We start from the raw sequence: 23,685 nt of genomic DNA, 5'->3' as shown, positions 1-23,685 counted from the left end.
CGGACGCCTTACCAGCCGCGGTTGGCGTAGCGCTCGGCCTCGGGGAGGGTGTCGCAGTTGATGCCGACCATGGCCTCGCCGAGGTTGCGGGACGCGTCCGCGATGATCTTCGGGTCGTCGTAGAAGGTGGTGGCCTTCACGATGGCGGCGGCGCGCTTGGCCGGGTCGCCGGACTTGAAGATGCCGGAGCCGACGAAGACGCCCTCGGCGCCGAGCTGACGCATGAGCGCGGCGTCGGCGGGGGTGGCGACACCACCGGCGGAGAACAGGACGACCGGCAGCCTGCCCAGCTCCGAGACCTCCTTGACCAGCTCGTACGGGGCGCGCAGCTCCTTGGCGGCGGCGTACAGCTCGTTGTTGTCGTAGCCGCGCAGGCGGGCGATCTCGTTCTTGATCTGCCGCAGGTGGCGGACGGCCTCGACGACGTTGCCGGTGCCGGCCTCGCCCTTGGAGCGGATCATCGCGGCGCCCTCGGCGATGCGGCGCAGGGCCTCACCGAGGTTGGTGGCGCCGCAGACGAACGGGGTGGTGAAGGCGAACTTGTCGCTGTGGTTGACCTCGTCGGCCGGGGTGAGGACCTCGGACTCGTCGATGTAGTCGACGCCGAGGGACTGCAGGACCTGGGCCTCCACGAAGTGGCCGATGCGGGACTTGGCCATCACCGGGATGGAGACGGCGTCGATGATGCCCTCGATCATGTCCGGGTCGGACATCCGGGCCACGCCGCCGTCCTTGCGGATGTCGGCCGGGACGCGCTCCAGCGCCATGACGGCCACGGCGCCCGCATCCTCGGCGATCTCCGCCTGCTCCGGCGTGACGACGTCCATGATGACGCCGCCCTTGAGCTGCTCGGCCATGCCGCGCTTCACGCGCGCGGTGCCGGTCTCGGGTGCCTGGTTTTCGGGGAGCGTGCTGGACACGGGTACCTCGCTGAGGGGAAGGGGGTTTCTGCAGCAACGAGGAAACGCGAGGCGAGCAGGCCACAGCAAGGGCCAATGGGAAGGCGGTGGATCGTTTTCGCTCCCCGGTGCTCCCGGTGCTACGCCGCCCGCTCGACCAGCGCGGCCGGCGACTCGTCGTCCATCTCGAAGGCCAGCGGGAAGGGCGCGTGCCCGGCCAGACGGAACCAGCGGACCTTGCGGTGCTCGCGCAGCCTGCGGGCCGCCCCCACCGCGTCGTTGTGGAAGCGCCGGGCCATGGGTACCCGCCGTACGGCCTCGGCCAGCTCGTGGGCGGCCGCCTCTCCGCCGGGCGCCTCGCGCAGCGCGTCCACCTGCTGCGCGTCGGCGAACACGGCGCGCAGGGCCTGGCTCAGCTCGCTCTCGGCGACCTCCCGCAACTCCTCCTCGGCCTGCCGGGCGGCGTGCGCGGCCTCGTAGAGGACCATGGAGGCGGCCGGGTCGAGCACGCCGGAGGTGGCGAGTTCCTGGGCCACGGACGCCCTGCGCAGCAGTTGCGCGTCCAGGGCGGCGCGGGCGGCGTCGATCCGGGCGTGCAACCGGTCCAGGCGGCCCGCCGTCCAGCTCAGGTACAGGCCGACGGCGACGAGGACGACCAGGATCCAGATGAGGGTTGCGGTCACGGGCCGCAAGCCTATCCGTGGGCGGGACGGCCCGGCCGGTCAGTCCCTCGCCCGACCGAAGCGGGCCAGCAGGCCCGTCGCCCGGTCGTCCGTCGCCACCGCCGCCGCTCCCGCCGTGACCGTCTCGTAGACGGACAGGATGTCCGCGCCGACCGTGGACCAGTCGAAGCGCCGTACGTGGGCGCTGCCCCGCTCCCGCAGGGCGGCACGCCGCTCCGGGTCGGCCAGCAGGCGTACGGCCGCCTCGGCCAGGGCGTCGGCGTCCTCGTTGGGGAAGAGTTCGCCGGCCGCGCCCTGGTCGAGGACCTGGGCGAAGGCGTCGAGGTCGGAGGCGAGGACGGGGGCGCCCGCCGACATGGCCTCGACGAGGATGATGCCGAAGCTCTCGCCGCCGGTGTTGGGTGCCACGTACAGGTCGACGCTGCGCAGGAGGCGGGCCTTGTCCTCGTCGCTGATCATGCCGAGGAACTCCACGCGGGAGCGCAGTTCCTTCGGCAGGCTCTCGACGGCTTCCTCCTCGTCCCCGCGGCCCGCGACCAGGAGCCGGGTCTGCGGGCGGGCGGCGAGGATCTTGGGCAGGGCCCGCATGAGCACGGGCAGGCCCTTGCGGGGCTCGTCGATGCGCCCTATGAAGCCGATGGTGCCGCCCTGCCACTCGGGCCTGGGCTCGGCGTCGGCGAAGAAGTCGACGTCGACGCCGTTGGGGATGACGACCGCGTCGCCGCCCAGGTGCTCGACTAGCGTGCGGCGGGCGTACTCGCTCACCGCGATCCGGGCGCTGATCTTCTCCAGGGCGGCCTGGAGGATCGCGTACGCGGCGATCATCGCGCGGGAGCGCGGGTTGGAGGTGTGGAAGGTGGCCACGATCGGGCCCTGCGCCGCCCAGCAGGTCAGCAGGCCCAGCGAGGGCGAGGTCGGCTCGTGGATGTGGATGACGTCGAAGGCGCCCTCGTGCAGCCAGCGCCGGACCCGCGCCGCCGACAGGAACCCGAAGTTCAGCCGGGCCACCGAGCCGTTGTACGGCACCGGCACCGCGCGGCCCGCGGAGACGACGTACGGGGGCAGCGGCGTGTCGTCGTCGGCCGGGGCGAGGACGGACACCTCGTGGCCGAGGCGGATGAAGTACTCGGCGAGGTCCCGGATGTGGAACTGGACGCCGCCCGGCACGTCCCAGGAGTACGGGCAGACGATGCCGATCCTCACCGGTCGCCCCGCTCGCGGGCCCCGGGCGCCTTGGCCGGGTCGAGATCCTTGAGCCACAAGCGCTGCAGCATGTGCCAGTCCTCCGGGTGGTCGGCGATCCCCGTGGCGAAGGCATCGGCCAGCGCCTGTGTCATGACAGACGTCTTTTCCGCCCGGGTGCCCGACTCGGGCACCTCGACCGGCGGGTGCACCCGGCCCTGCATCACGGGTGAGTCGTCGTACCAGAGCGTCACCGGCAGCAGCAGCGCGCCCGTCTGCTGGGCGAGCAGGGCGGGCCCGGCCGGCATCCGGGCCGTCTCGCCGAAGAACTCGACCTCCACGCCGGAGGCGGACAGGTCGCGGTCGGCGACGAGGCAGACCAGGCCGCCGTCGCGCAGCCGCCGGGCCAGCGTGCCGAAGGCGGTGCCGCCGCTGTGCGGCAGGACCTCCATGCCGAGGCCCTCGCGGTAGGCGACGAAGCGGTCGTAGAGCGTCTCCGGCTTGAGGCGCTCGGCGACGGTGGTGAAGGGGATGCCGAGTTTCGTGGTGACCCAGGCTCCCGCGAGGTCCCAGTTGGCCAGGTGGGGCAGGGCGAGTATCACGCCCTTGCCGGCGGCCATGCCGTCGGTGAGGTGGTGCAGGTCCTTGGGGGCGAAGCCGCCCTTGATCCGCTCGGTGCTCCACGCGGGGAGCCGGAACGACTCCATCCAGTAGCGCAGGTACGAGCGCATGCCCGCGCGCGAGAGTGCGGCGAGCCGCTCGGGGCTCGCGCCGGGCACCACGCGCGCGTAGTTGCTCTCCAGACGGCGCACTCCCGTGCCGCGCTGCTTCCAGGCGAGGTCGGCGATGGTGCGGCCGAGGCGCACGGCGGCGGGCTCGGGGAGCTTCTTCACGGTGCTCCAGCCGGCACCGTACAGACCGTCGGTCAGCCGGTCCCGAGCGCTCACTTCGCCGCCTCGGTGCCCTGGCTCTCCTGTGCGGCGGCGTCCGCCTCGGCGGCCTCCCGGCGGACCGTGACGACGCGCTGGACCAGCGTGACGAGGCTGCCGACGGCGACGAGCCACAGGGCGATCGGCAGCAGGTACTGGATGCCGGGGACGCCGAACTTGTGCAGTCCTGCGAATCCGGCGGCGACCAGCGAGACGACGAGGCGCTCGGCGCGCTCGACCAGTCCGTTGACGGCCACCGGCAGGCCGATCGCCTCGCCGCGCGCCTTGGTGTACGAGACCACCTGCCCGCTGGCCAGGCAGAAGATCGACACGGCGCACAGCACGTTGTCGTCACCCGACCCCGCGTACCAGAGGGCGAGGCCGCCGAAGATCGCGCCGTCGGCGACCCGGTCGAGGGTGGAGTCCAGGAACGCGCCCCAGCGGCTGGAGCGGCCCAGCTGGCGGGCCATGTTGCCGTCGACGAGGTCGGAGAAGACGAAGAGCGTGATCACCACCGTGCCCCAGAAGAACTCGCCCCTGGGGTAGAAGACCAGCGCACCCGCGACCACACCGGCGGTGCCGATCAGCGTGACCGTGTCCGGGCTGACGCCCCGGCGGATGAGAAACGCGGCGAACGGTGTGAGGACACGCGTGAAAAAGGCACGCGCGTACTTGTTCAGCATGGCCTTCTGGCCTTCCCGACGGTCGGTGTGGCGCCGCGGCCCCTGCTGGCCACCGGCTGGCCCATCGTAGTCACGCGCGCGCGTGGGCGGTGGCCGGGCACCCGGAGCCGTCGCCGGGCGACGGGCAGGCCGCGGGATCGGGCTCTTCGTATGGACGGGGCGTGACGGGAGTGGAAAGCTCGAAGGACCGCGGGCGTCGCCGGAGCCGCCAGTGAACGCGGTCCCGCGTGTCCGCGCCCACAGTGACCTCACCGTGCACGGGAGGCAAGGACATGGGCGACAAGACACACACCCACCCCGGAGCCGCCGGAAGGGCAACGGCGGCCGACCACCCCGCGTCCGTACGGAACGTGGTGCTGGTCGGCCACTCCGGCTCGGGCAAGACGACTCTGGTGGAAGCTCTCGCGCTGACGACGGGAGCGGTGAACCGCGCGGGCCGCGTGGAGGACGGCGGCTGCGTCTCGGACTACGACGACATGGAGCACCGCCAGCAACGCTCCGTACAGCTCTCCCTGGTACCGGTCGAATGGGACGGCATCAAGATCAACCTGTTGGACACTCCCGGGTACGCCGACTTCGTCGGTGAGCTGAGGGCCGGTCTGCGCGCGGCGGACGCGGCCCTCTTCGTCGTCTCGGCCTCCGACGGCGTGGACGGCGCGACCCGCATGGTCTGGGAGGAGTGCGCCGCCGTGGGCATGCCGCGCGCCATCGTGATCACGCACCTGGAGGCCACCCGCGCGGACTTCGAGGAGATGACGCGGACCTGCGCGGAGGCCTTCGGCGGCGACGACCCCGACGCCGTACTGCCGCTGTACCTGCCGCTGCACGGCCCGCCCGCCCCCGACGGGCACGCGCCCGTGACGGGCCTGGTGGGCCTGCTGTCGCGCAAGCTCTTCGACTACGCGTCGGGCGAGCGCGCGGCGTCGGAGCCGGGTGAGGCGGAGCTGCCGCAGCTCGACGAGGCCCGTTCCCTGCTGATCGAGGGGATCATCTCGGAGAGCGAGGACGAGACCCTCATGGAGCGCTATCTCGGCGGCGAACAGGTCGACGTCAAGACGCTCGTCGAGGATCTGGAACGTGCCGTCGCACGCGGGGTGTTCTTCCCCGTACTGGCCGCCGCACCCGCCGCCGACGGCGCGCGGCAGGGACTGGGCACGGTCGAGCTGCTGGAACTGATCACGCGCGGCTTCCCTACACCCCTGGAGCGCGCGGCGCCCCGGGTCACCACGCCCGAGGGCGCCGGGCGCGAACTGCGGATGTGCGACCCGGAGGAGTCGCTGGTCGCGGAGGTCGTCAAGACCTCCTCGGACCCGTACGTGGGCCGGATCTCGATGGTCCGCGTCTTCTCGGGCACCCTGCGCGCCGACCAGACGGTGCACGTGTCCGGGCACGGGATGACCGACCGCGGGCACGAGGACCACGACGTCGACGAGCGGATCGGCGCCCTGTCGACGCCGTTCGGCAAGCAGCAGCGGCCGGTCACGCACGTGATCGCGGGCGACCTGGCCTGTGTGGCCAGGCTGACCCGCGCGGAGACCGGGGACACTCTCTCGGCCAAGGACGACCCGCTGCTCATGGCCCCCTGGGAGATGCCCGACCCGCTGCTGCCGCTCGCCATCGAGGCGCACAGCAAACCCGACGAGGACAAGCTCTCCCAGGGGCTGGCCCGGCTGGTCGCCGAGGACCCGACGATGCGCCTGGAGCACAACCAGGACACCCACCAGGTGGTCCTGTGGTGCCTGGGCGAGGCCCACGCCGACGTGGCCCTGGAACGGCTGCGCAGCCGCTACGGCGTCCAGGTCGACGTCGTACCCCATCGGGTCTCCCTGCGCGAGACGTTCGGCGGCCGGGCGGCCGGGCGCGGACGCCACGTCAAGCAGTCCGGTGGGCACGGGCAGTACGCCATCTGCGAGATCGAGGTGGAGCCGCTGCCGGGCGGCTCGGGCATCGAGTTCGTGGACAAGGTCGTCGGCGGCGCCGTGCCCCGGCAGTTCATCCCGTCCGTCGAGAAGGGCGTACGCGCGCAGGCCGCCAGGGGCGTCGCCGCGGGCCACCCGCTGATCGACGTGCGGGTCACACTGCTGGACGGCAAGGCGCACTCGGTGGACTCCTCCGACGCCGCGTTCCAGACGGCGGGCGCGCTGGCGCTCCGGGAAGCCGCGGCCGACGCGAAGATCCACCTGCTGGAGCCGGTCGCCGAGGTGAGCGTGCTGGTCGGCGACGCCTACGTGGGCGCGGTGATGAGCGACCTGTCCGGACGGCGCGGCAAGGTGCTCGGCACCGAGCAGACCAGCGGCGGCCGGACCCTGATCAGGGCCGAGGTGCCCGAGATCGAGATCGGCCGCTACGCCGTGGACCTGCGCTCCCTCTCGCACGGCACCGCCCGCTTCGACCGCCGCTACGCCCGGCACGAACCGATGCCGGCCCAGGTCGCGGACCGACTGCGCGAGGAGGTGCGGGCGGCGCCCTAGCGGAGCCCGGCCCTCCGGTACGGGGTTCCGCCGCACCGGAGGGCGCGCTCCCCCGCGTCGGAATCCCGCCCCGGCGTGCGACGGCGCGCCGCCGGTCAACCCGCGTGCGTGGGGGCGCCTTTGGGCGTCCCGTGACGCACGGCGCTGCCGACGGATACGCTGATGACCAGATCAACAGGTGTGCGGGGCAGGGAAGTCGGGAAGGCCGCAGGAGCGACAGTGGTAGCGATCGGGGGCGGGAATGACCGTTGACGGCGGTTACGCGGACTTCTTCGGACCGCAGGTGCCGCGCACGGACGACGGCGGCCAGACGGCCACGTTCGCGCTGGCCTCGGCCGCCTACCGGGACAGCGAAGCCGAGGAGATACTCAAGGCCAACAGTGAGTGGCACAAGTCGTCCGTGGGCAAGCCCCGGATCAAGCTGTTCCGGCCCAACCTCGGCGAGGCCTACTCCCGCGCCATCATCGACCGGATGCTGGGCCCCAAGCGCGCCCCGCTCATCCAGTCCTTCGGCACCCAGCCCCAGGTGGTCGTGGAGCACAGCCTCGCGGCGCACCGCATACGCAGGGACCGGGACAACTGGCTGAGCGCCGTCATGGTGCTGTGCGGGCTGCTGTTCCTGCCCGGACTGCTGATCTGGCTCCTGGTCTTCCAGATCCGCACCACCGTCGGCCGGCGCGAGGACAAGCGGGCCGGCGCGCTCGCCACCGCGCTGCTGCTCGCGATGGCGGTCCTCGCCGTGCTCTTCCTCCTCAAGATGCCCTTCGCGGGCTTCTGGGCCTGGTACGCGCGCGCCTGCGTCGTCGCCCCGGTGATCGGCTGGTTCTGGGCCAAGCGCATCTGCGAGCGTACGGCGCGCGACCTCCGGGAGCGCTGGAGCGGCCTCCTGTCCGGTGCCGGGGTGGGCGCCAAGGTGCCCGAGGCGGTGCCGAGCAGTCCCGGCGAGACGGCCGCCGAGGAACTGCGGCAGTCCCTGGCCCGGCTCAGCGCCGAGCAGCAGTCCAACTCCGTCTTCTACGCCGGCCCCAAGGGCATCCTCGGCATGGGCACCCGCTGGGGGAACTGGCAGCTCGCCGAGGAACTGGTCCCCGCCGACCCGGACCGGGAGATCAACCCGTTCCGCAGCTGGGACGTCATCAAGGCCATCCACGACCGGCTGCGCATGCTGGAGCGCGGCCCACTGCACACCGGCGGCTTCCCCAAGCCGACCGTACGGCACTGGATCGTGACCCCGATCGGTGAGAACGCGGACTCGGTGTCCCGGCCCGAGGGCACGGACGTCGAGGCGTACCAGGTCAAGCAGCACGCGATACAGGAGATCTGCGACAAGCAGCAGTTCGGCGCGGGCGACCGGCACTACCTGGGCGTGCAGTGGACGCTGTGGGACGGCCAGCTGGTCATCTCCATGCTGATCACGGTGACGGTGCTGCACGAGACACTGCGCATCGAGGTCACCGGGCACGCCCTGGGGCCGGTGCACTCCCTGTTCACCAGCAAGCCGGCCGCCAAGGAGAAGACGGTCCAGAAGTCGGTCAAGTTCTGGGAGACCCGCACGGTCAAGCTGCCGCTGGTCGACACCGACGAGGTGGTACGGCTGGCCGCGCGGGCCCCGCTGACCTGGTATCCCCCGCTGCTGTACTGGCTGGGCGGCAAGCTCACGCTGCCCGAGCCCTTCGGCGTGCGGCACGCCTGGGCGGACCGGCCCTGGCGGCACCGCTTCATGGCCGACGACGCGCTGCGCGCGGCCACGCCGGTGCTGCGGGCGGTGCACTCGGCGGCGATCAAGGTGCTGAAGGAGAACGGCGTGGACACGGAGAAGTTCGGCGCCCGCGCGGGCGGCCTGAGCGGGGCCGTGCAGGAGGCGGTGCCGAAGAAGGCGGACGTCTACGACGCGTAGGCCTCCGGCGGTGGGCGGGGGGGGTTGGGCGGGCGTCCCTGAGGGCTGCCGCCCCCAGACCCCCGCTTCGGCCTGGACGGCCTCGTCCTCAAACGCCGGACGGGCTGTTTGGTCGACCCCTCGGCCGAGGGCTAAGCCGTCGGCCAGGCCTCCGCCAGCATCTTGCGGGTGTCGCCCAGGAGCTGGGGCAGAACCCGGGTGTGGCCGATCACGGGAAGGAAATTGGTGTCACCGCCCCAGCGAGGCACCACATGCTGGTGCAGATGGGCGGCGATGCCCGCGCCCGCGACGGACCCCTGATTCATGCCGATGTTGAAGCCGTGGGCGCCCGACGCGGTGCGCAGGGCCGTCATCGCCTGCTTCGTCAGCTCGGCCAGTTCCGCGGTCTCCACGGTGTTCAGTTCGGTGTAGTCGGCGACGTGGCGATAGGGCACGGTCATCAGGTGGCCGCCGTTGTAGGGGTACAAATTCAGCACCGCGTACACGTGCTCACCGCGCCGGATGATCAGACCGTCCTCGTCGGACTTGGCCGGAATCGAGCAGAAGGGGCAGCCGTCGTCGGCGCCGGGGCCGCTCGGCTTGTTCTCGCCCTGGATGTACGCCATCCGGTGGGGCGTCCACAGACGCTGGAAAGCGTCCGGCGTCCCCACTCCCAGCTGCTGCTCCGGCTCACTCGTCATGCGTGCAGCATATGGCGTCGGCGAGGAGCCATGGAAAAGGCCCCCGGGGAGATACCCCCGAGGGCCAACATCCCCGCGGTGGCGGGGAGCATTCCTACCGAGAGCTGCCGCTCCGCCTCTTCGACGGACCATCCCCGCGTCGGCGGGGACCAAATCAGACCTGCACGCGACGCTCCACCACATCAACGAGCTTCGCCAGCGCCTGGTCACGCGGAATGCCGTTCTCCTGCGAACCGTCTCGGTAGCGGAACGACACCGTGCCCCCGTGCATGTCCTCGTCACCGACGATGATCATGAACGGGACCTTCTGCTTCTGCTGCGTCCGGATCTTCTTCTGCATCCGGTCCGAGGAGGAGTCCACGTCGACGCGCAGCCCCTTCCGCCGCGCCTCCGCCGCGAACTCCTCCAGGTACTGCACGTGCGCGTCCCCCACCGGGATACCCACGGCCTGGACCGGAGCGAGCCACGGCGGCATCGCACCCGCGTAGTGCTCCAGGAGCACCGCGAAGAACCGCTCGATGGAGCCGAACAGCGCGCGGTGGATCATGACCGGACGGGTCTTCGTGCCGTCCGCGGCCGTGTACTCCAGGTCGAAGCGCTCCGGCAGGTTGAAGTCGAGCTGGATGGTCGACATCTGCCAGGTGCGCCCGATGGCGTCGCGCGCCTGGACGGAGATCTTCGGGCCGTAGAACGCGGCGCCGCCCGGGTCCGCCACGAGCTCCAGGTTCTGCTTCTCGGCGACCTGGCGCAGCGTCTCGGTGGCCTCTTCCCAGGCCTCGTCGGAGCCGACGAACTTCTCCGGGTCCTTGGTGGACAGCTCCAGGTAGAAGTCGTTCAGGCCGTAGTCGCGCAGCAGGTTGAGGACGAAGGTGAGGGTCTTGTCGAGCTCCTCGGACATCTGCTCGCGGGTGCAGTAGATGTGCGCGTCGTCCTGGGTGAAGCCGCGGGCCCGGGTCAGACCGTGCACCACGCCCGACTTCTCGTACCGGTACACGGTGCCGAACTCGAACAACCTCAAAGGCAATTCACGGTATGACCGCCCCCGCGCGTCGAAGATCAGGTTGTGCATCGGGCAGTTCATGGGCTTGAGGTAGTAGTCCACGCCCTCGTCGAGCTGCATGGGCGGGTACATGCCGTCGGCGTACCAGTCCAGGTGGCCCGAGGTCTCGAAGAGCTTCCCCTTCGTCGCGTGCGGGGTGTAGACGAACTCGTAGCCCTCCTCCTCGTGGCGGCGCCGCGAGTAGTCCTCCATGACCCGGCGGATGATGCCGCCCTTGGGGTGGAAGACGGCCAGTCCCGAACCGATCTGCTCCGGGATGGAGAACAGGTCCAGCTCGCTGCCGAGCTTGCGGTGGTCGCGCTTCTCGGCCTCGGCGAGGAACTCCAGGTGCGCCTTCAGCTCCGCCTTGGTGGGCCAGGCGGTGCCGTAGATGCGCTGGAGCATCGGGTTCTTCTCGCTGCCGCGCCAGTAGGCGGCGGCGTTGCGCATGAGCTTGAACGCCGGGATGTTGCGGGTGGTGGGCAGGTGGGGACCGCGGCAGAGGTCCTTCCAGCACAGCTCGCCGGTCTTGGCGTCCAGGTTGTCGTAGATCGTCAGCTCGCCGGAGCCGACCTCGACGTCCGCGCCGTCGTCGTGGGACGCGGAGCCCTTGAGACCGATCAGCTCCAGCTTGTACGGCTCGTCGGCCAGCTCCTCGCGGGCGGCGTCGTCGGTGACCACTCGGCGGGAGAAGCGCTGTCCCCGCTTCTGGATCTCCTGCATCCTCTTCTCGATGGCCTTGAGGTCATCGGGGTGGAAGGGCTTGTCGACGTCGAAGTCGTAGTAGAAGCCGTCCTTGACGGGCGGCCCGATCCCCAGCTTGGCCTCCGGGAACAGCTCCTGCACGGCCTGCGCCATCACGTGCGCGGTGGAATGGCGCAGGATGTTCAGGCCGTCCTCGGAGGAGATCTCGACGCCCTCGACGGTCTCGCCGTCCTTGACCTCGTAGGCGAGGTCCTTGAGCTCACCGGCCACGCGCGCCGCGATGATCGAGCGCCGGCCGGCGAAGAGCTCGGCGGCCGTAGTGCCCGTCGTCACCACGCGTTCTTCCTGCTCCGAATCGCGTTGGATGATCACACGGACGTCTGACACCGGTCTCTCCTGACTGAAGGTGGGGCTGCGGCGCCATACCGGAGCGCACGCATGAGGGCGATCGTACCGACCCGGGCCCGCCCACCGCGAAATCAATACCGGCGCTCGCCTCCGTCGCCGCAGGCCTCCTCGAGGAAGGCCGCGACCTCGACGTGCTCCTGGACGGCCTTGAGCAGCCGGTCCCGCTCCGCCTCGTCGACCTGTACGGGCGTGATCTCGCAGGCTCCGGTGAGCCGGCGGAACCCGCCCCGGCTCTCCAGCCGCCCGAGTACCCGCACCGGCAGCCCGACGAGGTGCGCGTGCCCGGCGATCCGGTAGGCCTCCTCGTCGAGCGCGACGCGCACGTGCGGCACCTCGGCGCCGGCCAGCACCCGCAGCCGTACGGTGCCCGGGCCGCGTGGTCCGGGCCGGCGCATGCGGACGACGGTGCCGGTGATCCGCACCGGGACGGAGGGCTCCGCGCGCAGGTAGCGGGCGGCGGCCTCGCGCAGGGCGGGCAGGTCGCCGGGCGAGAACTCGACGGGTTCGGCGTGGGCGCCGCAGCCCTCGGGGACACCCGCGGCCGGTGCCCAGCCGACCGCTATCCGGGCGCCCTCGGTGCCGCGGACCAGGGCGACCAGCGACTCGGCCAGTTCGTGGCTGACCCCCGCCGCGACGGCCGAGTCGAAGGCCTCGGTGCCACCGGTGGCCCGCCGGTAGTCGACGGCCTCACGCGCGGCGTACAGGGCTTGGTGGAGGCGTACGGCGAGGGCGCGGCCGGTGTCGACGGGGAGGAACGCCGTGAGCAGGCGGCCACCGGGGGCGGGCCCCACCAGGACGTTCTCCAGGGCCGCGTCCGCGGCGTGCCGGTGCCGGGCGCCGTAGTAGCCCGCACGCGCACGCGTGGCGAGCGCGCCGGCGAGGAGCGTCCGCCGGGCGGCGGAGCGCAGCTGCTCCTCGGCGGTCCAGGAGGCGGTGTCGGCGGGCCCGGTCCGGATGTCGCGTTCCCAGCGGATCTCGTCGCTGGGGACGGTGAGGGAGAGCAGGATCTCGCGGGCGCCGGGCGTACCGCTGCGCGACAGGGCGTGCAGCGCCTCGGCGAGCAGGTCGTCGCTGTCGGGGAAGGCGCGGCTGACCGGTACCAGGAGGCTGGTGGCGCCGGCGGCCCGGCCGGGCGGGGTCCAGCGGCCGTAGCGGCCCGGGGCGCCGCCGCGGCGCTGCCAGCCGTGCCGGTGGAGCAGGGCGCTCAGCACGGTCGGGTCGACGGCCTCGGGCCGGGACGGGAGGCCCTCCGGGATGGCGTCGTCGAGGGTGTCGGCCGGGTGCGGCCGTACGGATCGCAGGGGCTGGACGGACCGCGGGGGTTCGCCGGCCGGGCGGTGCGTCATGGTCTGCCTCCCGTCCCGACCCGCGTCATGATCTCGCACAGCGCCCGGTCGTCGAAGATCCGCGCGGTCGGCATCCGCACGGTGGTGCGCCGCCGTCCGGTGACCGGATGTCCGGCGAGGTTGGTCCAGTAGCAGCAGTGCCTGAGGTCGAGCCGGTCGTGGCCGGCGCGCAGCCACTGGTCCCGGGACCGGGGGACGATCATCACGACCAGGATCTTGTGCACCGACACCGGGGTGCGGGCGAGCTTCGCCAGGTGGTCGTTGTCGAGGGTGAAGGAGAAGAAGCGGCCCGGCGGATTCGGCGGGAGCTGGTAGGTCGCCTTGAGCTGCACCTTGATGGTGACCTCGTCGTCGACGGTGTGCCCCGGGGCGCTGTGGCTGACGTGCCAGTCGATGCCGTTGTCCGGGAAGGGCTGGGAGAGCGAGCAGCCCGCGGCGGCGGCGACCGCGTGGAGGTAGCCGACCTGCAAGGTCTCCATGCAGGCGGTGGTGGCGAGAGAGCCGCGTGGGGGCGCGGTGCGCTCCGCAAGCAGCCCGCCCCGTTCGGGCTGCGCAATGGCCATGACCAACAGCCTTCCAGAACTGGTGAATCCCCGCTGCGGGTCTGTGAACTGCAAAGACCCGTACTCCTGTTGTGTCCTTCCGGCGTACTTCGCAAACGGCCCGGGTATCACCGAACCGGGACAAGGGACGGCGCGTCAGCTGCCGTGTTCGGACGAGGAGTTGAGTGCCCTATGACGAGCTGGTTCGAGGGGCCGCTGGCCGCCTTCGACACGGAGACCACGGGTGTGGACACCGAGACCGACCGGATCGTGTCGGCGGCCCTCGTCGTCCAGGACGCGCCGGGGCTGCGGCCGCGGGTGACCCGGTGGCTGGTGAATCCGGGCGTGCCGGTGCCCGAGGCGGCGACGGCGGTGCACGGGCTGACCCAGGAGCATGTGGAGCGGCACGGGCGGTGGCCGGCCCCGGTGATGTACGAGATAGCCGAGGCGCTGACCGAACAGGCCCGCGCCGGGCGGCCGCTGGCGGTGATGAACGCACCGTTCGACCTCACCCTGCTGGACCGGGAGTTGCGCCGGCACCGCGCCTCGTCGCTCGGCCGCTGGCTGGAGCGGACCTCGCTGCACGTGCTGGACCCACGGGTGCTGGACAAGCACCTGGACCGTTACCGCAAGGGGCGCCGCACCCTTACCGACCTGTGCGCGCACTACGGCGTCGAGTTGCAGGGCGCGCACGACGCGGCGGCCGACGCGCAGGCGGCACTGGAGGTCGTACGGGCGGTGGGGCGCCGCTTCCAGGCGCGGCTCGAGCGCCTGTCCCCCGCCGAGCTGCACACCCTTCAGGCGGTGTGGCATGCCGGTCAGGCGCGCGGGCTGCAGGCGTGGTTCGCGCTCAACGGCACGGAGGGGGCGGTCGACCCGGCCTGGCCGCTGCGACCGGACCTGCCGGCGGCGGCGTGACCTTTCCTCTCCGGCCCGGGGCGACGCCGGGACGGGGGTGTGGGTGGCGGAGCCCCCACAACGCGCGGCGAAGCCGCGCAGGAACGAAGAGAGCGACGTGGTCCGCGTGGTTTGCGGACACACGTCGCTCTCGCGAGCGTGGGCGATACTGGGTTCGAACCAGTGACCTCTTCGGTGTGAACGAAGCGCTCTCCCACTGAGCTAATCGCCCGGGAACGCCCTGAACAATACAGTGCGCCCGGCGTTTCCATCAAACCGCTTGTCGGCCCCCTGCCAGGTTGGCGGCGAGGCCCCGCCGCCCGGCCCGCATCATGAGGCGGTGGTTGGCCCGGAACAGGGGGCGGGCCGGCACGGCCAGGCGGCGCAGGAGCGGCTTGTGCACGACGACCTCCTGGTCGTAGCGGGCGAGGGTGCCGGAGCCCCGCTCGGTGACCGTCCAGCGCGCCCACCCCGTCAGGTCGCCACTCATCTCGACCTGCAGCACCCCAGCCTCCGGATCCCGCCGCCCCTCCCGCAGGACCGTCGTCAGGTCGTACGGGAGGAGGGAGCGGACCCGCAGGACGCCGCTGGTGTCGTCGCGACGGGTGACCTCGCGCACCTGTGGCCACCAGCGGGGGTAGTCCTCGATCCGTTCCAGGGCCCGGTAGACGTCGGGGGCGGGCGCGGGCAGGGCCCACAGGCTGCGGAAGCGGTAATGGTTCCAGTCCACCCGTGCAGTGTGCCCGCGCCCGCGCCGGTCGGGGGCCGGCTACGGCATCCTGTCCCCCAGGAGTGCGAGGTTCTCGATGGCGGCGAGACCGTAGAGCGCGGTGTCGTTGGTGGAGACCCAGCTCGCCTCGCTGCCCGGGACCAGGGCGGCGGGACCGCTCAGCTTCTCCGTCTTCCAGGGCGCCGACTCCTTGTAGCCGTCGGAGTCGTAGAACTTCTGCCACGCGCGCGTGGCGAGCTTGTCGTCGCCGGTCCGCACGGCAGCGTAGGCGTCGAGGCGCGAGTGGCCCTGGAAGAGGATGAGGCTGCCGAAGTTGGAGCCGTAGCGCTCGGCCTGTTCGGTCTTGCTCGCGTTGAAGTAGCGGCAGTAGTCGTAGTACGCCTCCTCGAACTTCGGCATGTCGACGAGGTCGATCAGTTCGGCGCACAGTTCGTTCAGGCCGAAGACGGCCGACAGGTGGGAGACCTCGACCTTCGGGGTGTCGGCGACGGCGAACTTCCCGGTGTCCAGGTCGTACAGGCCGCTGCCCTGGACGAAGCCGTTGGGCTGGGCGGCGATGGTCTCCATGGTGGACAGGACGCGGTCGCGGGCCTTCTCCCACTTGGGGCCCTTGCGTTCCCACTCGGTGAGCCAGGCCGAGACCAGGCCGCTCCAGTCGGTGCCGAAGCCGATCGAGAGGGCGTTGCGGTCGGGGGTGTAGGGCTCGGTGCGGATCTTGCGGAGCGGGTCGAGGGCGAGGAAGGTCTCGTCGGAGTCGACGTTGGCGCGCATGAGGTCGCCGACGCGTTCGTCGGCGGTGAGGAAGTAGTAGAAGCGCCGGTAGGTGGTGTTGGCGATGCGCTGCTGCTTGGCGCTGTCGGCGTAGTGCTGGACGCCGTGGCGGGTACCCAGACCGGCCCATTCACCGAGGTGGTAGACGTCGACCTCGCCGGTGTGCCGGGTCATGGCCTCGGCGAAGCGGAAGATGTCGGTGCGGCCGGAGCGCAGGTAGGCGTACCAGAGCCAGAGGTCCGGGGAGAGTTCGGAGTTGTCCCAGGCGTAGCCGCCGATGTCGTACCGCCAGGTGTGCCGGGCGGCGTCGTAGGTGTGCATGATGTCGCCGTAGTCCCAGAAGCCGTACCAGCGGCGCTGCTCCACCTGGTCCTTGTAGTAGGTGAAGAGGAAGTCGAGGTGGTCCTCGATCCTGGCCTTGGCGGGGGTGGAGCGGTCGGGCTCGGAGTAGAGGCCTGGGCCGAAGACCTTGGCCTTGATGAGCTGCTTCGGCGGGGCCGCCAGTTGCGGCAGGACGCGCACCGCCTCGACCTGTGCGGCGAGCTTCTCGGCGCTCGGGGTGGCGGCGTTGGCCCAGAAGAGGAGTTCCGAGGTGCGGGCGATGCCGTAGGGGGTGCCGAAGCCGGGTTCGTAGTCCTCGTAGGTGATGTTGAGGCCTTCGAGCTGTTCGGGGAAGGTGTCCTGGCCCATGCCGTCGTGGTAGAAGCGCAGGTCCATGGGCTGGGCCTCGGGCGACCACAGCCAGAGGGTGACCTCGGCCTCGTCGGTCTGGGCGTCGCGGATGTCGAGCTGGGCGGGGTGCTTCTCCCAGAAGTCGCGCAGGCCGAAGGAGAGGCCGCCGCTCGCGCCGCCGACGTAGCCGAAGCCGGAGGCGCGCCGTCCGCCGCCGGCGCCGATCCAGCCGTGGCCCTTCTTGGTGCGCTTGCGCAGGGTGAAGCCGTCGGCGGAGAGCTGGGAGAGGGTGTAGTCGCCCCATTCGGGGATGTACTGGAGGCGGGTGGTGACCCGCTGGTCCCAGGTGGACGGGTCGGGCAGCTTCTCACCGGCGAACTGCGCGGCCTGCACGGCCGCTCCCGGGTCGCGGCGCAGTCCGGTGATGCCCTTGACGGCCTCGCGGAGCAGGCCGGTGCCCTCGCCGCCGAGCCGGATGTGGCGGTCGTAGGCCTCGTCGCGCATCGGGACGGTGAAGCGGACGCCGAGGCCCCGGATGAAGTCGCCGCTCGCCTTGCCGGGTTCCTGCTTCCCGTCGAACGTGATGGTGTGCACCATGCGGAAGGAGTCGGCGCCCGCGTGGAAGTAGAGGCGGATGGAGAAGGGGAGCCAGCCGCGGTGGCCCTTGCGGTGCTTGCCGTCGATGCGGACGACCGCGCGGACCGGGCCCTCCTGTTCGACCTTCACCTCGTCGATGGCACCGTCGAAGCGTTCGTACTTCACCGTGCCCTGGTCGCCGTCCTCGATCTCGGGCTGGCGCAGCAGGACGAGGCGGCCGTTCCTGGCGATCTCGGTGGAGCCGCGGGTGACCGACTTGATCAGGGTCGACCCGGACTTCCCGATTCTCGCGGTGATGACACCGGTCGATATCTCGATGGTGCCGCCACGCCCGTCGACGGTGACCTTCTTGGCGGGGGCGGCGGGGGTGCCGGCGGCCAGGGTGAGCTTGCCGTTTCCGGAACCGACGGCGTGGGCGGTCCACTTGAGGGAGCCGTCGGGCCAGTACGCGAGCGGCCAGGACTGTACGGGTACGGCCTTGCCGTCGGCGTCCGTGACGGCGAACGCCTGGTCCTCCCGGAAGGTGCCCCTGGGCCAGGGGACGCCGACGGTGGAGCCGGGGGCGGCGCCGAGGCCGCCGTCCTCCAGCCAGCTCAGGGTGACGGGGCTGTCGTCGGCGACCGGTGCGGCGGCGGGCGCGGCCTGCGCGCTCTTCGTGCCCAGCGCCCAGCTGAACTGGGCGGCGGCGCCGGCGACGGCGGCTGCCTTGAGGAGGGACCTGCGGGGGATGGGGGACATGGCCTTTCCTTTCCGTGCGGGTGTGCAGGGGTGTCAAGGGCATGACAGCAAGAGGTGCGACGCCGGGGCGCCGGCCTCGGTGGGGAGGGGCGGCCGCTCCGGCACGGGACGGCCCCGGGATCAGCGGCGCCGGTGGCGTTCCTCCACCGCGACGGCCGCCGCGGCGACGGCGCCCAGCACGGCGACCGCCAGCGGGGCGCTGAACCAGGCGGAGCAGACCACGACGGCCAGCCCGCCGACGAGCAGGAAGGAACCGGCCGGGTCGAGCACCGTGCGCCGCCCCGCTTGGGCGAGCAGCGACCGCCAGGAGGCACCCGGGCGCCAGTCCGCCGCCGCGCGCAGTCCCGCGACGACCGCACCGATGAGGGCGAGGACGCCGACGGCGCCGACCAGCGGGCCGCCGGGCAGACCGTCCCGTACGGCCCGTACGTCGACCCAGACCACCGCGAGGGCGGCCCACCCGGCGACCCCGACGAGCCACCCGCGACGCACCGCCGCCCGGAAGTCGGCGACGAACTCCCGCCAGCCGCCCCGCTCGTGCGCCATCCGGCGCCCGAGGTGCCGGGCGCCGGCCGCGAAGGCCGCGGGGTAGGTGACCAGCGGCAGCGCGGCCACCGCGATCCACACGCCGGTGAGCAGGCATTCGGCGAACAGGGCGAAGCCCTGGGCGAACCGGGACTCCCCCGGCCGGGTACGGGCCTTGGCACGCGCTTCGGTCATCGCAGCCCCACCTCAGCCCTTCAGGCCGGACGTCGCCATGCCGTCGATCAGATAGCGCTGGAAGGCCAGGAAGAAGGCGAGGACCGGCAGCAGGGCGACCAGCGACATGGCGATCATGCCGCCGTAGTTCGCCAGGCCCTCCTGGTCGACGAACATCTTCAGGCCGAGGGAGATCGTGTACTTGCCGGGCTCGTTGAGGTAGATCAGCGGGCCCATGAAGTCGTTCCAGGAGTTGATGAAGGTGAAGATCGCGCTGGTGATCAGCGCCGGCCGGCACAGCGGAAGCACGATCGACCAGTAGATGCGGAAGTGCCCGCAGCCGTCGAGCCGGGCGGCCTCGTCCAGCTCTCTGGGCAGGTTCCGCATGAACTGCACCATCAGGAAGACGAAGAACGCCTCGGTGGCCAGGTACTTCCCCAGCAGGAGCGGGGTGTACGTGTTGATCATGTCCAGGTTGCGGAACAGCACGTACTGCGGGATGAGCAGCACGTGGTAGGGCAGCAGCAGGGTGCCGATCATCAGGGTGAAGAGCAGGTTGCGGCCGGCGAACCTGATCTTCGCGAAGGCGTAGGCGGTCAGCGAGCAGGAGATCACGATCCCGACCACGGAACCGACGGCTAGGAAGAGCGAGTTGACGAAGAACGTGGAGATGGAGATGTCCGCGATGCCGTCGGCGAGGCTCGTGTAGTTGTCCGTGATCGGGTCGCCCGGGAAGAGGTCCAGGCTGCCGACGATGTCGCCGCTCTCCTTGAACGAGCCGCCGATCACCCAGAGCACCGGGTAGAGGATCACGGCGAGGATCGCCAGCGAGCCGAGGTGCCAGGCGAGCGACCCGGGCAGCCTGCGCCGGAGCACGGCCGCCCTGGTGGACCGGGGCGGTGGGGCGTCTGTGACAGGTGTGACGTCGGTGGCCTGCGCGCTCATCGGCCGCCCTCCTCGTAGTGCACCCAGCGCTTCTGGGACCAGAACAGCACCGCGGTGACCAGGGCGACCGCGACCAGCAGCATCCACGCCATGGCGGAGGCCAGGCCCATGCGGCTGTTCTCGAAGCCCTGGACGTACAGGTAGCAGGTGTAGACCATCGTCCCGTCGGCCGGGCCGCAGGCGTTGCCTCCGGCGCCGCCGCCGACGATGTAGGCCGAGCTGAAGATCTGGAAGGAGTGGATGGTCTCCAGCAGCACGTTGAAGAAGAGGACCGGGGAAATCATCGGCAGGGTGATGTTCCAGAACTGCCGCAGCTTCCCCGCGCCGTCCACGTCGGCCGCCTCGTACAGCTCGCGCGGCACCTGCTTCAGACCGGCCAGGAAGATGACCATCGGGGCGCCGAACTGCCAGACGGTGAGCGCCACCAGGCTGTAGATGATCAGCTCCGGGTCACCGGTCCAGCCGCCGGCGTCGATCCCGAAGAGCTGCTGGGCGCGGTCGACGACCGCGTCGTCCGAGAAGATCGCCTTCCACACGATGGCGACGGACACGCTCGCGCCGATCAGCGACGGGGCGTAGAACGCCGCCCGGTAGAAGGCCTGGCCACGCCGCTTCTGCGCCAGCAGCAGGGCGACACCGAGCGCGGCGATCAGCTTGATCGGCGTGCCGACCACGACGTACCACAGGGTGATGCGGACCGAGTGGCGCCAGCGCGGGTCGCCGAACATCTCGGAGAAGTTGCCCAGGCCGATCCACCGGGGCGCGTCGAACAGGTTGTAGTCGGTGAACGCGAAGTAGAGCGAGGCGGCCATCGGTCCGGCGGTCAGCAGCAGGAAGCCGGCGATCCAGGGGGACATGAAGAGGTATCCGGCCAGGTTCTCCCGGCGGCCCCGCTGCTTCGCCCCGGCGGGGCGCGGGGACTTCACCGGACCGTGGCGCGGCTCGGCGTCCGTCCGGGCCTCCGTCGCGGGGGCGTGTGTCACGGCGCTTCCCATCAGCCGGCGAGAGCCGTCTTCGACTCGGTGAAGAACTGCTTGACGGCTTCCTCGACGGACCGCGAGCCGAGCGCCATCTCCTCGGCTATGCGCAGGAACGCGGCCTCGCAGATGTCGGCGCCGTTGGGGTGCGGGGTGATCTGCTCCAGGACACCGGCCTCGACGAGCGACTTCTCGTAGGCGGCGATGGCCTTGTTGACGGGATCGGTCGGCTGGTACGCGTCGTACTGGGTCTGCGTCGTCGGGACACCGCGGTCGTAGCCCATGATCTTGGCGACCTCGGGGTCGTGGACCATGAAGTCGATGAACTGGGCGACCTCCTTGGGGTGCTCGGTGCGCTTGTAGGCGCTGAGCATCAGGGAGCCCAGGTACTGGCCGGTCCGCTTGCCGTCGGTGGTCGGGATCGGCGCGAGGCCGTACTCGCTCTTGCCCTCGGAGGTGTAGCGGACGGTGAAGTTGTCCCAGGTGAACTCGCTGCCGGCGAGTTCGGCGGAGAGCGCCGACTTGGGCTTGATCTGGGCGACCTTCTTGGGGTCGGCGAACAGGCCGGACTTCACGCCCTTCTCCGCCTTGGTCCACCAGGTGGTCAGGTCGGCCTCGGTGAAGCCGAGTCCGTCCTCGGTGAAGAAGGCCTTGCCGTTCTGACGCAGGTACAGGTCGTAGAGGTACATGACTCCGTACATGCCGCTGTCGCCGGCCCGTCCGGTCTTGTCGCGGACCTTCGTCATCGCCGCGTCGAAGTCGTCCCACGTCCAGCCCTGTTCGGGCTTGATGCCGGCCCGGATGTAGACGGGCTTGTCGATGACCAGGGCCATCGAGTTGGAACCGACGGGCACGCCGAGGAGTTTGCCGTCGATTTCGCCGAACTTCTCCAGGCCCGCGCGGAATCCGTCCATGGAGAGGTTGCCCGCCTCGACCTGTCCGCTCAGGTCGAGCAGCACATTCTTGGCATCGTATTTGCGGAGAAATCCGATGGCGTTCTGGAAGACGTCCGGCGGATTGCCTCCGGAGGCCTGGGTGTTGAACTTCTTCCAGAAGTCGGTGTACGGCTGGAAGTCGGTCTTGACCTTGATCTTCGGATACTTCGTCTCGAAGAGCGCGATGGTCTTGTTGATGCGTTCGGCCCGGTCCTCGGCACCCCACCAGGAGTAACGGATCGTCACCGTTCCGTCTCCCGAGCCGCTGCCGCCGCCGCACGCGGTGGCCGTGGCCCCCAGTCCCGCGACGGCCAGCGAGGCCCCCGCCGCCTTGAGGATCGTCCGCCTCCCGGCCTGCCGCTCCGCATTCCCGCTCTGCTGCATACGAGCCTCCTCGCGACGTCGCGTCCGCCTCATGAATCGTTTCAAGTAAGCGCTTGCTGGCACAAGGTACGGAGGGCCCGGAGGCGCGTCAATGATTCGGACAGGAATTCACGGGCACCGCCGCGCGAGGGCGATGCCGCCCGCTCGCGGCCTCCCCGCCGACGGCGGGAAGAACAGCCAGGTCGGCGCGGTGCGGCCGACGGGCCGAACGCCTGGGGGACCCGCCGGGGCGGGCAGCGCGGAAGGTCACGGTTGGGTGAAGCCGGGCGGAGGGAAGGCCCGGGGCCGGGACCGTACCGACCACGCGCGACGCGCCTTGGCGAGTCGGCACACCAGGACGCACGCCCGGGAAGGCGGGCACCCGCTCACCGGCCGACGCTCCCCCCGCGTGCGACACACGAAGGCGGCCCCGCTCACCTTCGTGAACTGGGCCGCCTGATGATCCGGTGGGCGATACTGGGTTCGAACCAGTGACCTCTTCGGTGTGAACGAAGCGCTCTCCCACTGAGCTAATCGCCCGGACGCAGGAAGAACATTACCCCATGTCAGAGGCGCCCATGACCAGCGGGGGCCGCGACGGCGCACCCCCGCGGGCGATCACTGGTCCTTGATGTTCCAGGGCATCTCGAGGCCGAACTTCCACAGGTAGACCCCGGCCAGCGCGGCGATGATCACCAGACCGGTCGCGGTCAGGATGATGTTCCGGCGCCGCACCTTCGGATCGAGGGCACGCTGCGCCGCCTCGGTGACCTTGCGCTTGGTCCAGCGCAGCACCAGCTGGGCCCAGACGAACTCGGTCGCCCAGATCGCCATGCCGCCGAAGATCACGACCCAGCCCGGTCCCGGCAGCACGAGCATGGCGACGCCGGCCACCACGACCGCGAGGCCGACGATGAAGACGCCGACCTGCCAGCTCAGATGCAGCGCACGGCGCGCCTTGACGAATTCCGGCGCACGGGAGCCGAGCGCACGCTGCACCCCGGCCTCGTCCGTCCCCGTACGGTCCTCCGCCACGGCTGCCTCGCCGGGCTTGTCACTCCCCGTGTTCATACGGCCAAACACTACCGGAGCGAAACCTGTCACCGGAATGGGCGCAAGACCCGAACGATCTCTCGGCCGGAAGAGTTACGTAAACGCACGCAAAACACTCAGAGGGGTTTACAACGGCACCGTAGGTGGCATGTCGATTTCGCCGACGTGCGAATCCCCGAGCGCACACTGAGCGAAAGGCCCTGGCGCTTATGAACACCACGGTCAGCTGCGAGCTGCACCTGCGCCTCGTTGTGTCGAGCGAGTCCTCCCTGCCTGTCCCCGCAGGCCTGCGGTACGACACGGCCGACCCCTACGCCGTGCACGCCACCTTCCACACCGGAGCCGAGGAGACCGTCGAGTGGGTGTTCGCCCGCGACCTCCTCGCCGAAGGTCTCCACCGTCCCACCGGGACCGGCGACGTCCGTGTCTGGCCGTCGCGCAGTCACGGCCAGGGCGTCGTGTGCATCGCTCTCAGCTCCCCGGAGGGCGAGGCACTGCTCGAGGCCCCGGCGCGGGCCCTGGAGTCCTTCCTGAAGCGCACAGACGCCGCCGTGCCCCCCGGCACGGAACACCGGCACTTCGATCTCGATCAGGAGCTCTCGCACATCCTGGCGGAAAGCTAGGGCGGGGCCCCGCGTGAAGCCGCCCGTCGCCGTCGACTCGGGGTGACGGCACGGGCCCGGACAACCGCATACGGCACACACCGGCGTCGCCGCCGCGGATCACCGCGGGGGCGGCGCCGCTGCGTGCGGCGCCGGGAACGAGGGCGGGGCGGCCCTCGTTGCAGGGGCAGTCTTCGGGGCAATCGGCGGCCGGGACCGGATCGTGACCGGATCGCCCGCCG

At 71.0% G+C, this 23,685-nt stretch carries 20 protein-coding genes and 2 tRNA genes; 4 read left to right on the top strand and 18 right to left on the bottom strand.

The window, feature by feature from the left end; translation table 11 throughout:
• Positions 1-8: 8 nt before the first annotated feature.
• From pdxS to pgsA, 5 genes are all read right to left on the bottom strand, one after another.
• Entirely contained in the window at positions 9-920 is a 912-nt protein-coding gene (gene pdxS / locus AB0P07_RS07715; protein ID WP_365546520.1) for a pyridoxal 5'-phosphate synthase lyase subunit PdxS, read from the bottom strand.
• 119 nt (positions 921-1,039) lie between these two features.
• Positions 1,040-1,582: a hypothetical protein gene (locus AB0P07_RS07710; protein WP_164412786.1), complete on the bottom strand. Its 543-nt coding sequence runs from the start codon at positions 1,580-1,582 to the stop codon at positions 1,040-1,042.
• A gap of 39 nt (positions 1,583-1,621) precedes the next feature.
• Positions 1,622-2,785 carry a glycosyltransferase family 4 protein gene (locus AB0P07_RS07705; protein ID WP_365546516.1) on the bottom strand — a complete coding sequence of 388 codons (1,164 nt, stop codon included), beginning with the start codon at positions 2,783-2,785 and terminating at the stop codon, positions 1,622-1,624.
• Positions 2,782-3,711, bottom strand: a complete 930-nt coding sequence (locus tag AB0P07_RS07700) for a phosphatidylinositol mannoside acyltransferase (RefSeq protein WP_365546513.1) — start codon at positions 3,709-3,711, stop codon at positions 2,782-2,784. Before AB0P07_RS07700 ends, AB0P07_RS07705 begins: the two co-directional genes overlap by 4 nt.
• Positions 3,708-4,376: a phosphatidylinositol phosphate synthase gene (gene pgsA, locus AB0P07_RS07695; RefSeq protein ID WP_102927941.1), complete on the bottom strand. Its 669-nt coding sequence runs from the start codon at positions 4,374-4,376 to the stop codon at positions 3,708-3,710. The genes AB0P07_RS07700 and pgsA overlap by 4 nt, the downstream gene beginning before the upstream one ends.
• Positions 4,377-4,648: 272 nt before the next feature.
• Here pgsA and AB0P07_RS07690 point away from each other — a divergent pair, with 272 nt between their 5' ends.
• Together AB0P07_RS07690 and AB0P07_RS07685 are read left to right on the top strand one after the other, a co-directional pair.
• Positions 4,649-6,847: an elongation factor G-like protein EF-G2 gene (locus tag AB0P07_RS07690; RefSeq protein ID WP_365546510.1), complete on the top strand. Its 2,199-nt coding sequence runs from the start codon at positions 4,649-4,651 to the stop codon at positions 6,845-6,847.
• A gap of 241 nt (positions 6,848-7,088) precedes the next feature.
• Positions 7,089-8,744, top strand: coding sequence for a hypothetical protein (locus AB0P07_RS07685; RefSeq protein ID WP_365546507.1), 1,656 nt, complete (start codon positions 7,089-7,091; stop codon positions 8,742-8,744).
• A gap of 131 nt (positions 8,745-8,875) precedes the next feature.
• On the opposite strand, the gene AB0P07_RS07680 is transcribed toward AB0P07_RS07685, so the two are convergent.
• The 4 genes from AB0P07_RS07680 to AB0P07_RS07665 all read right to left on the bottom strand — a co-directional run bounded on the left by AB0P07_RS07680 (position 8,876) and on the right by AB0P07_RS07665 (position 13,485).
• Complete coding sequence (locus AB0P07_RS07680) at positions 8,876-9,424, bottom strand: HIT domain-containing protein (protein WP_125633170.1); 549 nt, start codon at positions 9,422-9,424, stop codon at positions 8,876-8,878.
• 154 nt (positions 9,425-9,578) lie between these two features.
• Positions 9,579-11,555 (bottom strand): threonine--tRNA ligase, encoded by a 1,977-nt coding sequence (thrS, locus tag AB0P07_RS07675; protein WP_365546504.1) that lies wholly within the window; start codon positions 11,553-11,555, stop codon positions 9,579-9,581.
• Between the two features lie 92 nt (positions 11,556-11,647).
• The gene (locus AB0P07_RS07670) at positions 11,648-12,922 is read right to left on the bottom strand and encodes a hypothetical protein (protein WP_365546501.1); all 1,275 of its coding nucleotides are present in this window, start codon (positions 12,920-12,922) and stop codon (positions 11,648-11,650) included.
• The gene (locus AB0P07_RS07665) at positions 12,919-13,485 is read right to left on the bottom strand and encodes a DUF4365 domain-containing protein (RefSeq protein ID WP_365546498.1); all 567 of its coding nucleotides are present in this window, start codon (positions 13,483-13,485) and stop codon (positions 12,919-12,921) included. Before AB0P07_RS07665 ends, AB0P07_RS07670 begins: the two co-directional genes overlap by 4 nt.
• A gap of 171 nt (positions 13,486-13,656) precedes the next feature.
• Between AB0P07_RS07665 and AB0P07_RS07660 the strand changes: the two genes are divergently transcribed.
• Positions 13,657-14,382 carry a 3'-5' exonuclease gene (locus tag AB0P07_RS07660; RefSeq protein ID WP_365546495.1) on the top strand — a complete coding sequence of 242 codons (726 nt, stop codon included), beginning with the start codon at positions 13,657-13,659 and terminating at the stop codon, positions 14,380-14,382.
• A 139-nt stretch (positions 14,383-14,521) separates the two neighbouring features.
• Here the strand turns inward: AB0P07_RS07660 and AB0P07_RS07655 are convergent.
• From AB0P07_RS07655 to AB0P07_RS07615, 9 genes are all read right to left on the bottom strand, one after another.
• Positions 14,522-14,593 (bottom strand) — tRNA-Val (locus AB0P07_RS07655).
• Positions 14,594-14,632: 39 nt separating this feature from the next.
• Positions 14,633-15,091: an SRPBCC family protein gene (locus AB0P07_RS07650; protein ID WP_365546492.1), complete on the bottom strand. Its 459-nt coding sequence runs from the start codon at positions 15,089-15,091 to the stop codon at positions 14,633-14,635.
• 39 nt (positions 15,092-15,130) lie between these two features.
• Positions 15,131-17,869 carry a Tat pathway signal sequence domain protein gene (locus AB0P07_RS07645; protein WP_365546490.1) on the bottom strand — a complete coding sequence of 913 codons (2,739 nt, stop codon included), beginning with the start codon at positions 17,867-17,869 and terminating at the stop codon, positions 15,131-15,133.
• Positions 17,870-17,989: 120 nt separating this feature from the next.
• Positions 17,990-18,589, bottom strand: a complete 600-nt coding sequence (locus tag AB0P07_RS07640; protein WP_365546487.1) for a hypothetical protein — start codon at positions 18,587-18,589, stop codon at positions 17,990-17,992.
• 12 nt (positions 18,590-18,601) lie between these two features.
• Positions 18,602-19,513 (bottom strand): carbohydrate ABC transporter permease, encoded by a 912-nt coding sequence (locus AB0P07_RS07635; protein ID WP_365546484.1) that lies wholly within the window; start codon positions 19,511-19,513, stop codon positions 18,602-18,604.
• Positions 19,510-20,508, bottom strand: coding sequence for a sugar ABC transporter permease (locus AB0P07_RS07630; protein WP_365546481.1), 999 nt, complete (start codon positions 20,506-20,508; stop codon positions 19,510-19,512). Before AB0P07_RS07630 ends, AB0P07_RS07635 begins: the two co-directional genes overlap by 4 nt.
• Positions 20,508-21,809 (bottom strand): extracellular solute-binding protein, encoded by a 1,302-nt coding sequence (locus AB0P07_RS07625; protein ID WP_365546479.1) that lies wholly within the window; start codon positions 21,807-21,809, stop codon positions 20,508-20,510. The genes AB0P07_RS07630 and AB0P07_RS07625 overlap by 1 nt, the downstream gene beginning before the upstream one ends.
• A gap of 447 nt (positions 21,810-22,256) precedes the next feature.
• Positions 22,257-22,328 (bottom strand) — tRNA-Val (locus AB0P07_RS07620).
• 78 nt (positions 22,329-22,406) lie between these two features.
• A complete protein-coding gene (locus AB0P07_RS07615) occupies positions 22,407-22,859 on the bottom strand; it encodes a TIGR02611 family protein (RefSeq protein ID WP_365546476.1) in 453 nt (150 codons plus the stop codon).
• Between the two features lie 191 nt (positions 22,860-23,050).
• Here AB0P07_RS07615 and AB0P07_RS07610 point away from each other — a divergent pair, with 191 nt between their 5' ends.
• Complete coding sequence (locus AB0P07_RS07610) at positions 23,051-23,464, top strand: SsgA family sporulation/cell division regulator (protein WP_004002642.1); 414 nt, start codon at positions 23,051-23,053, stop codon at positions 23,462-23,464.
• Positions 23,465-23,685: the final 221 nt, after the last annotated feature.

The organism is Streptomyces sp. NPDC085944, assembly GCF_040686295.1.
In the GTDB taxonomy this organism is placed as follows: Bacteria; Actinomycetota; Actinomycetes; order Streptomycetales; family Streptomycetaceae; genus Streptomyces; species Streptomyces salinarius.
Note: the sequence above shows the minus strand (reverse complement) of the source record. Positions and strands in the feature narration are given on the sequence as shown.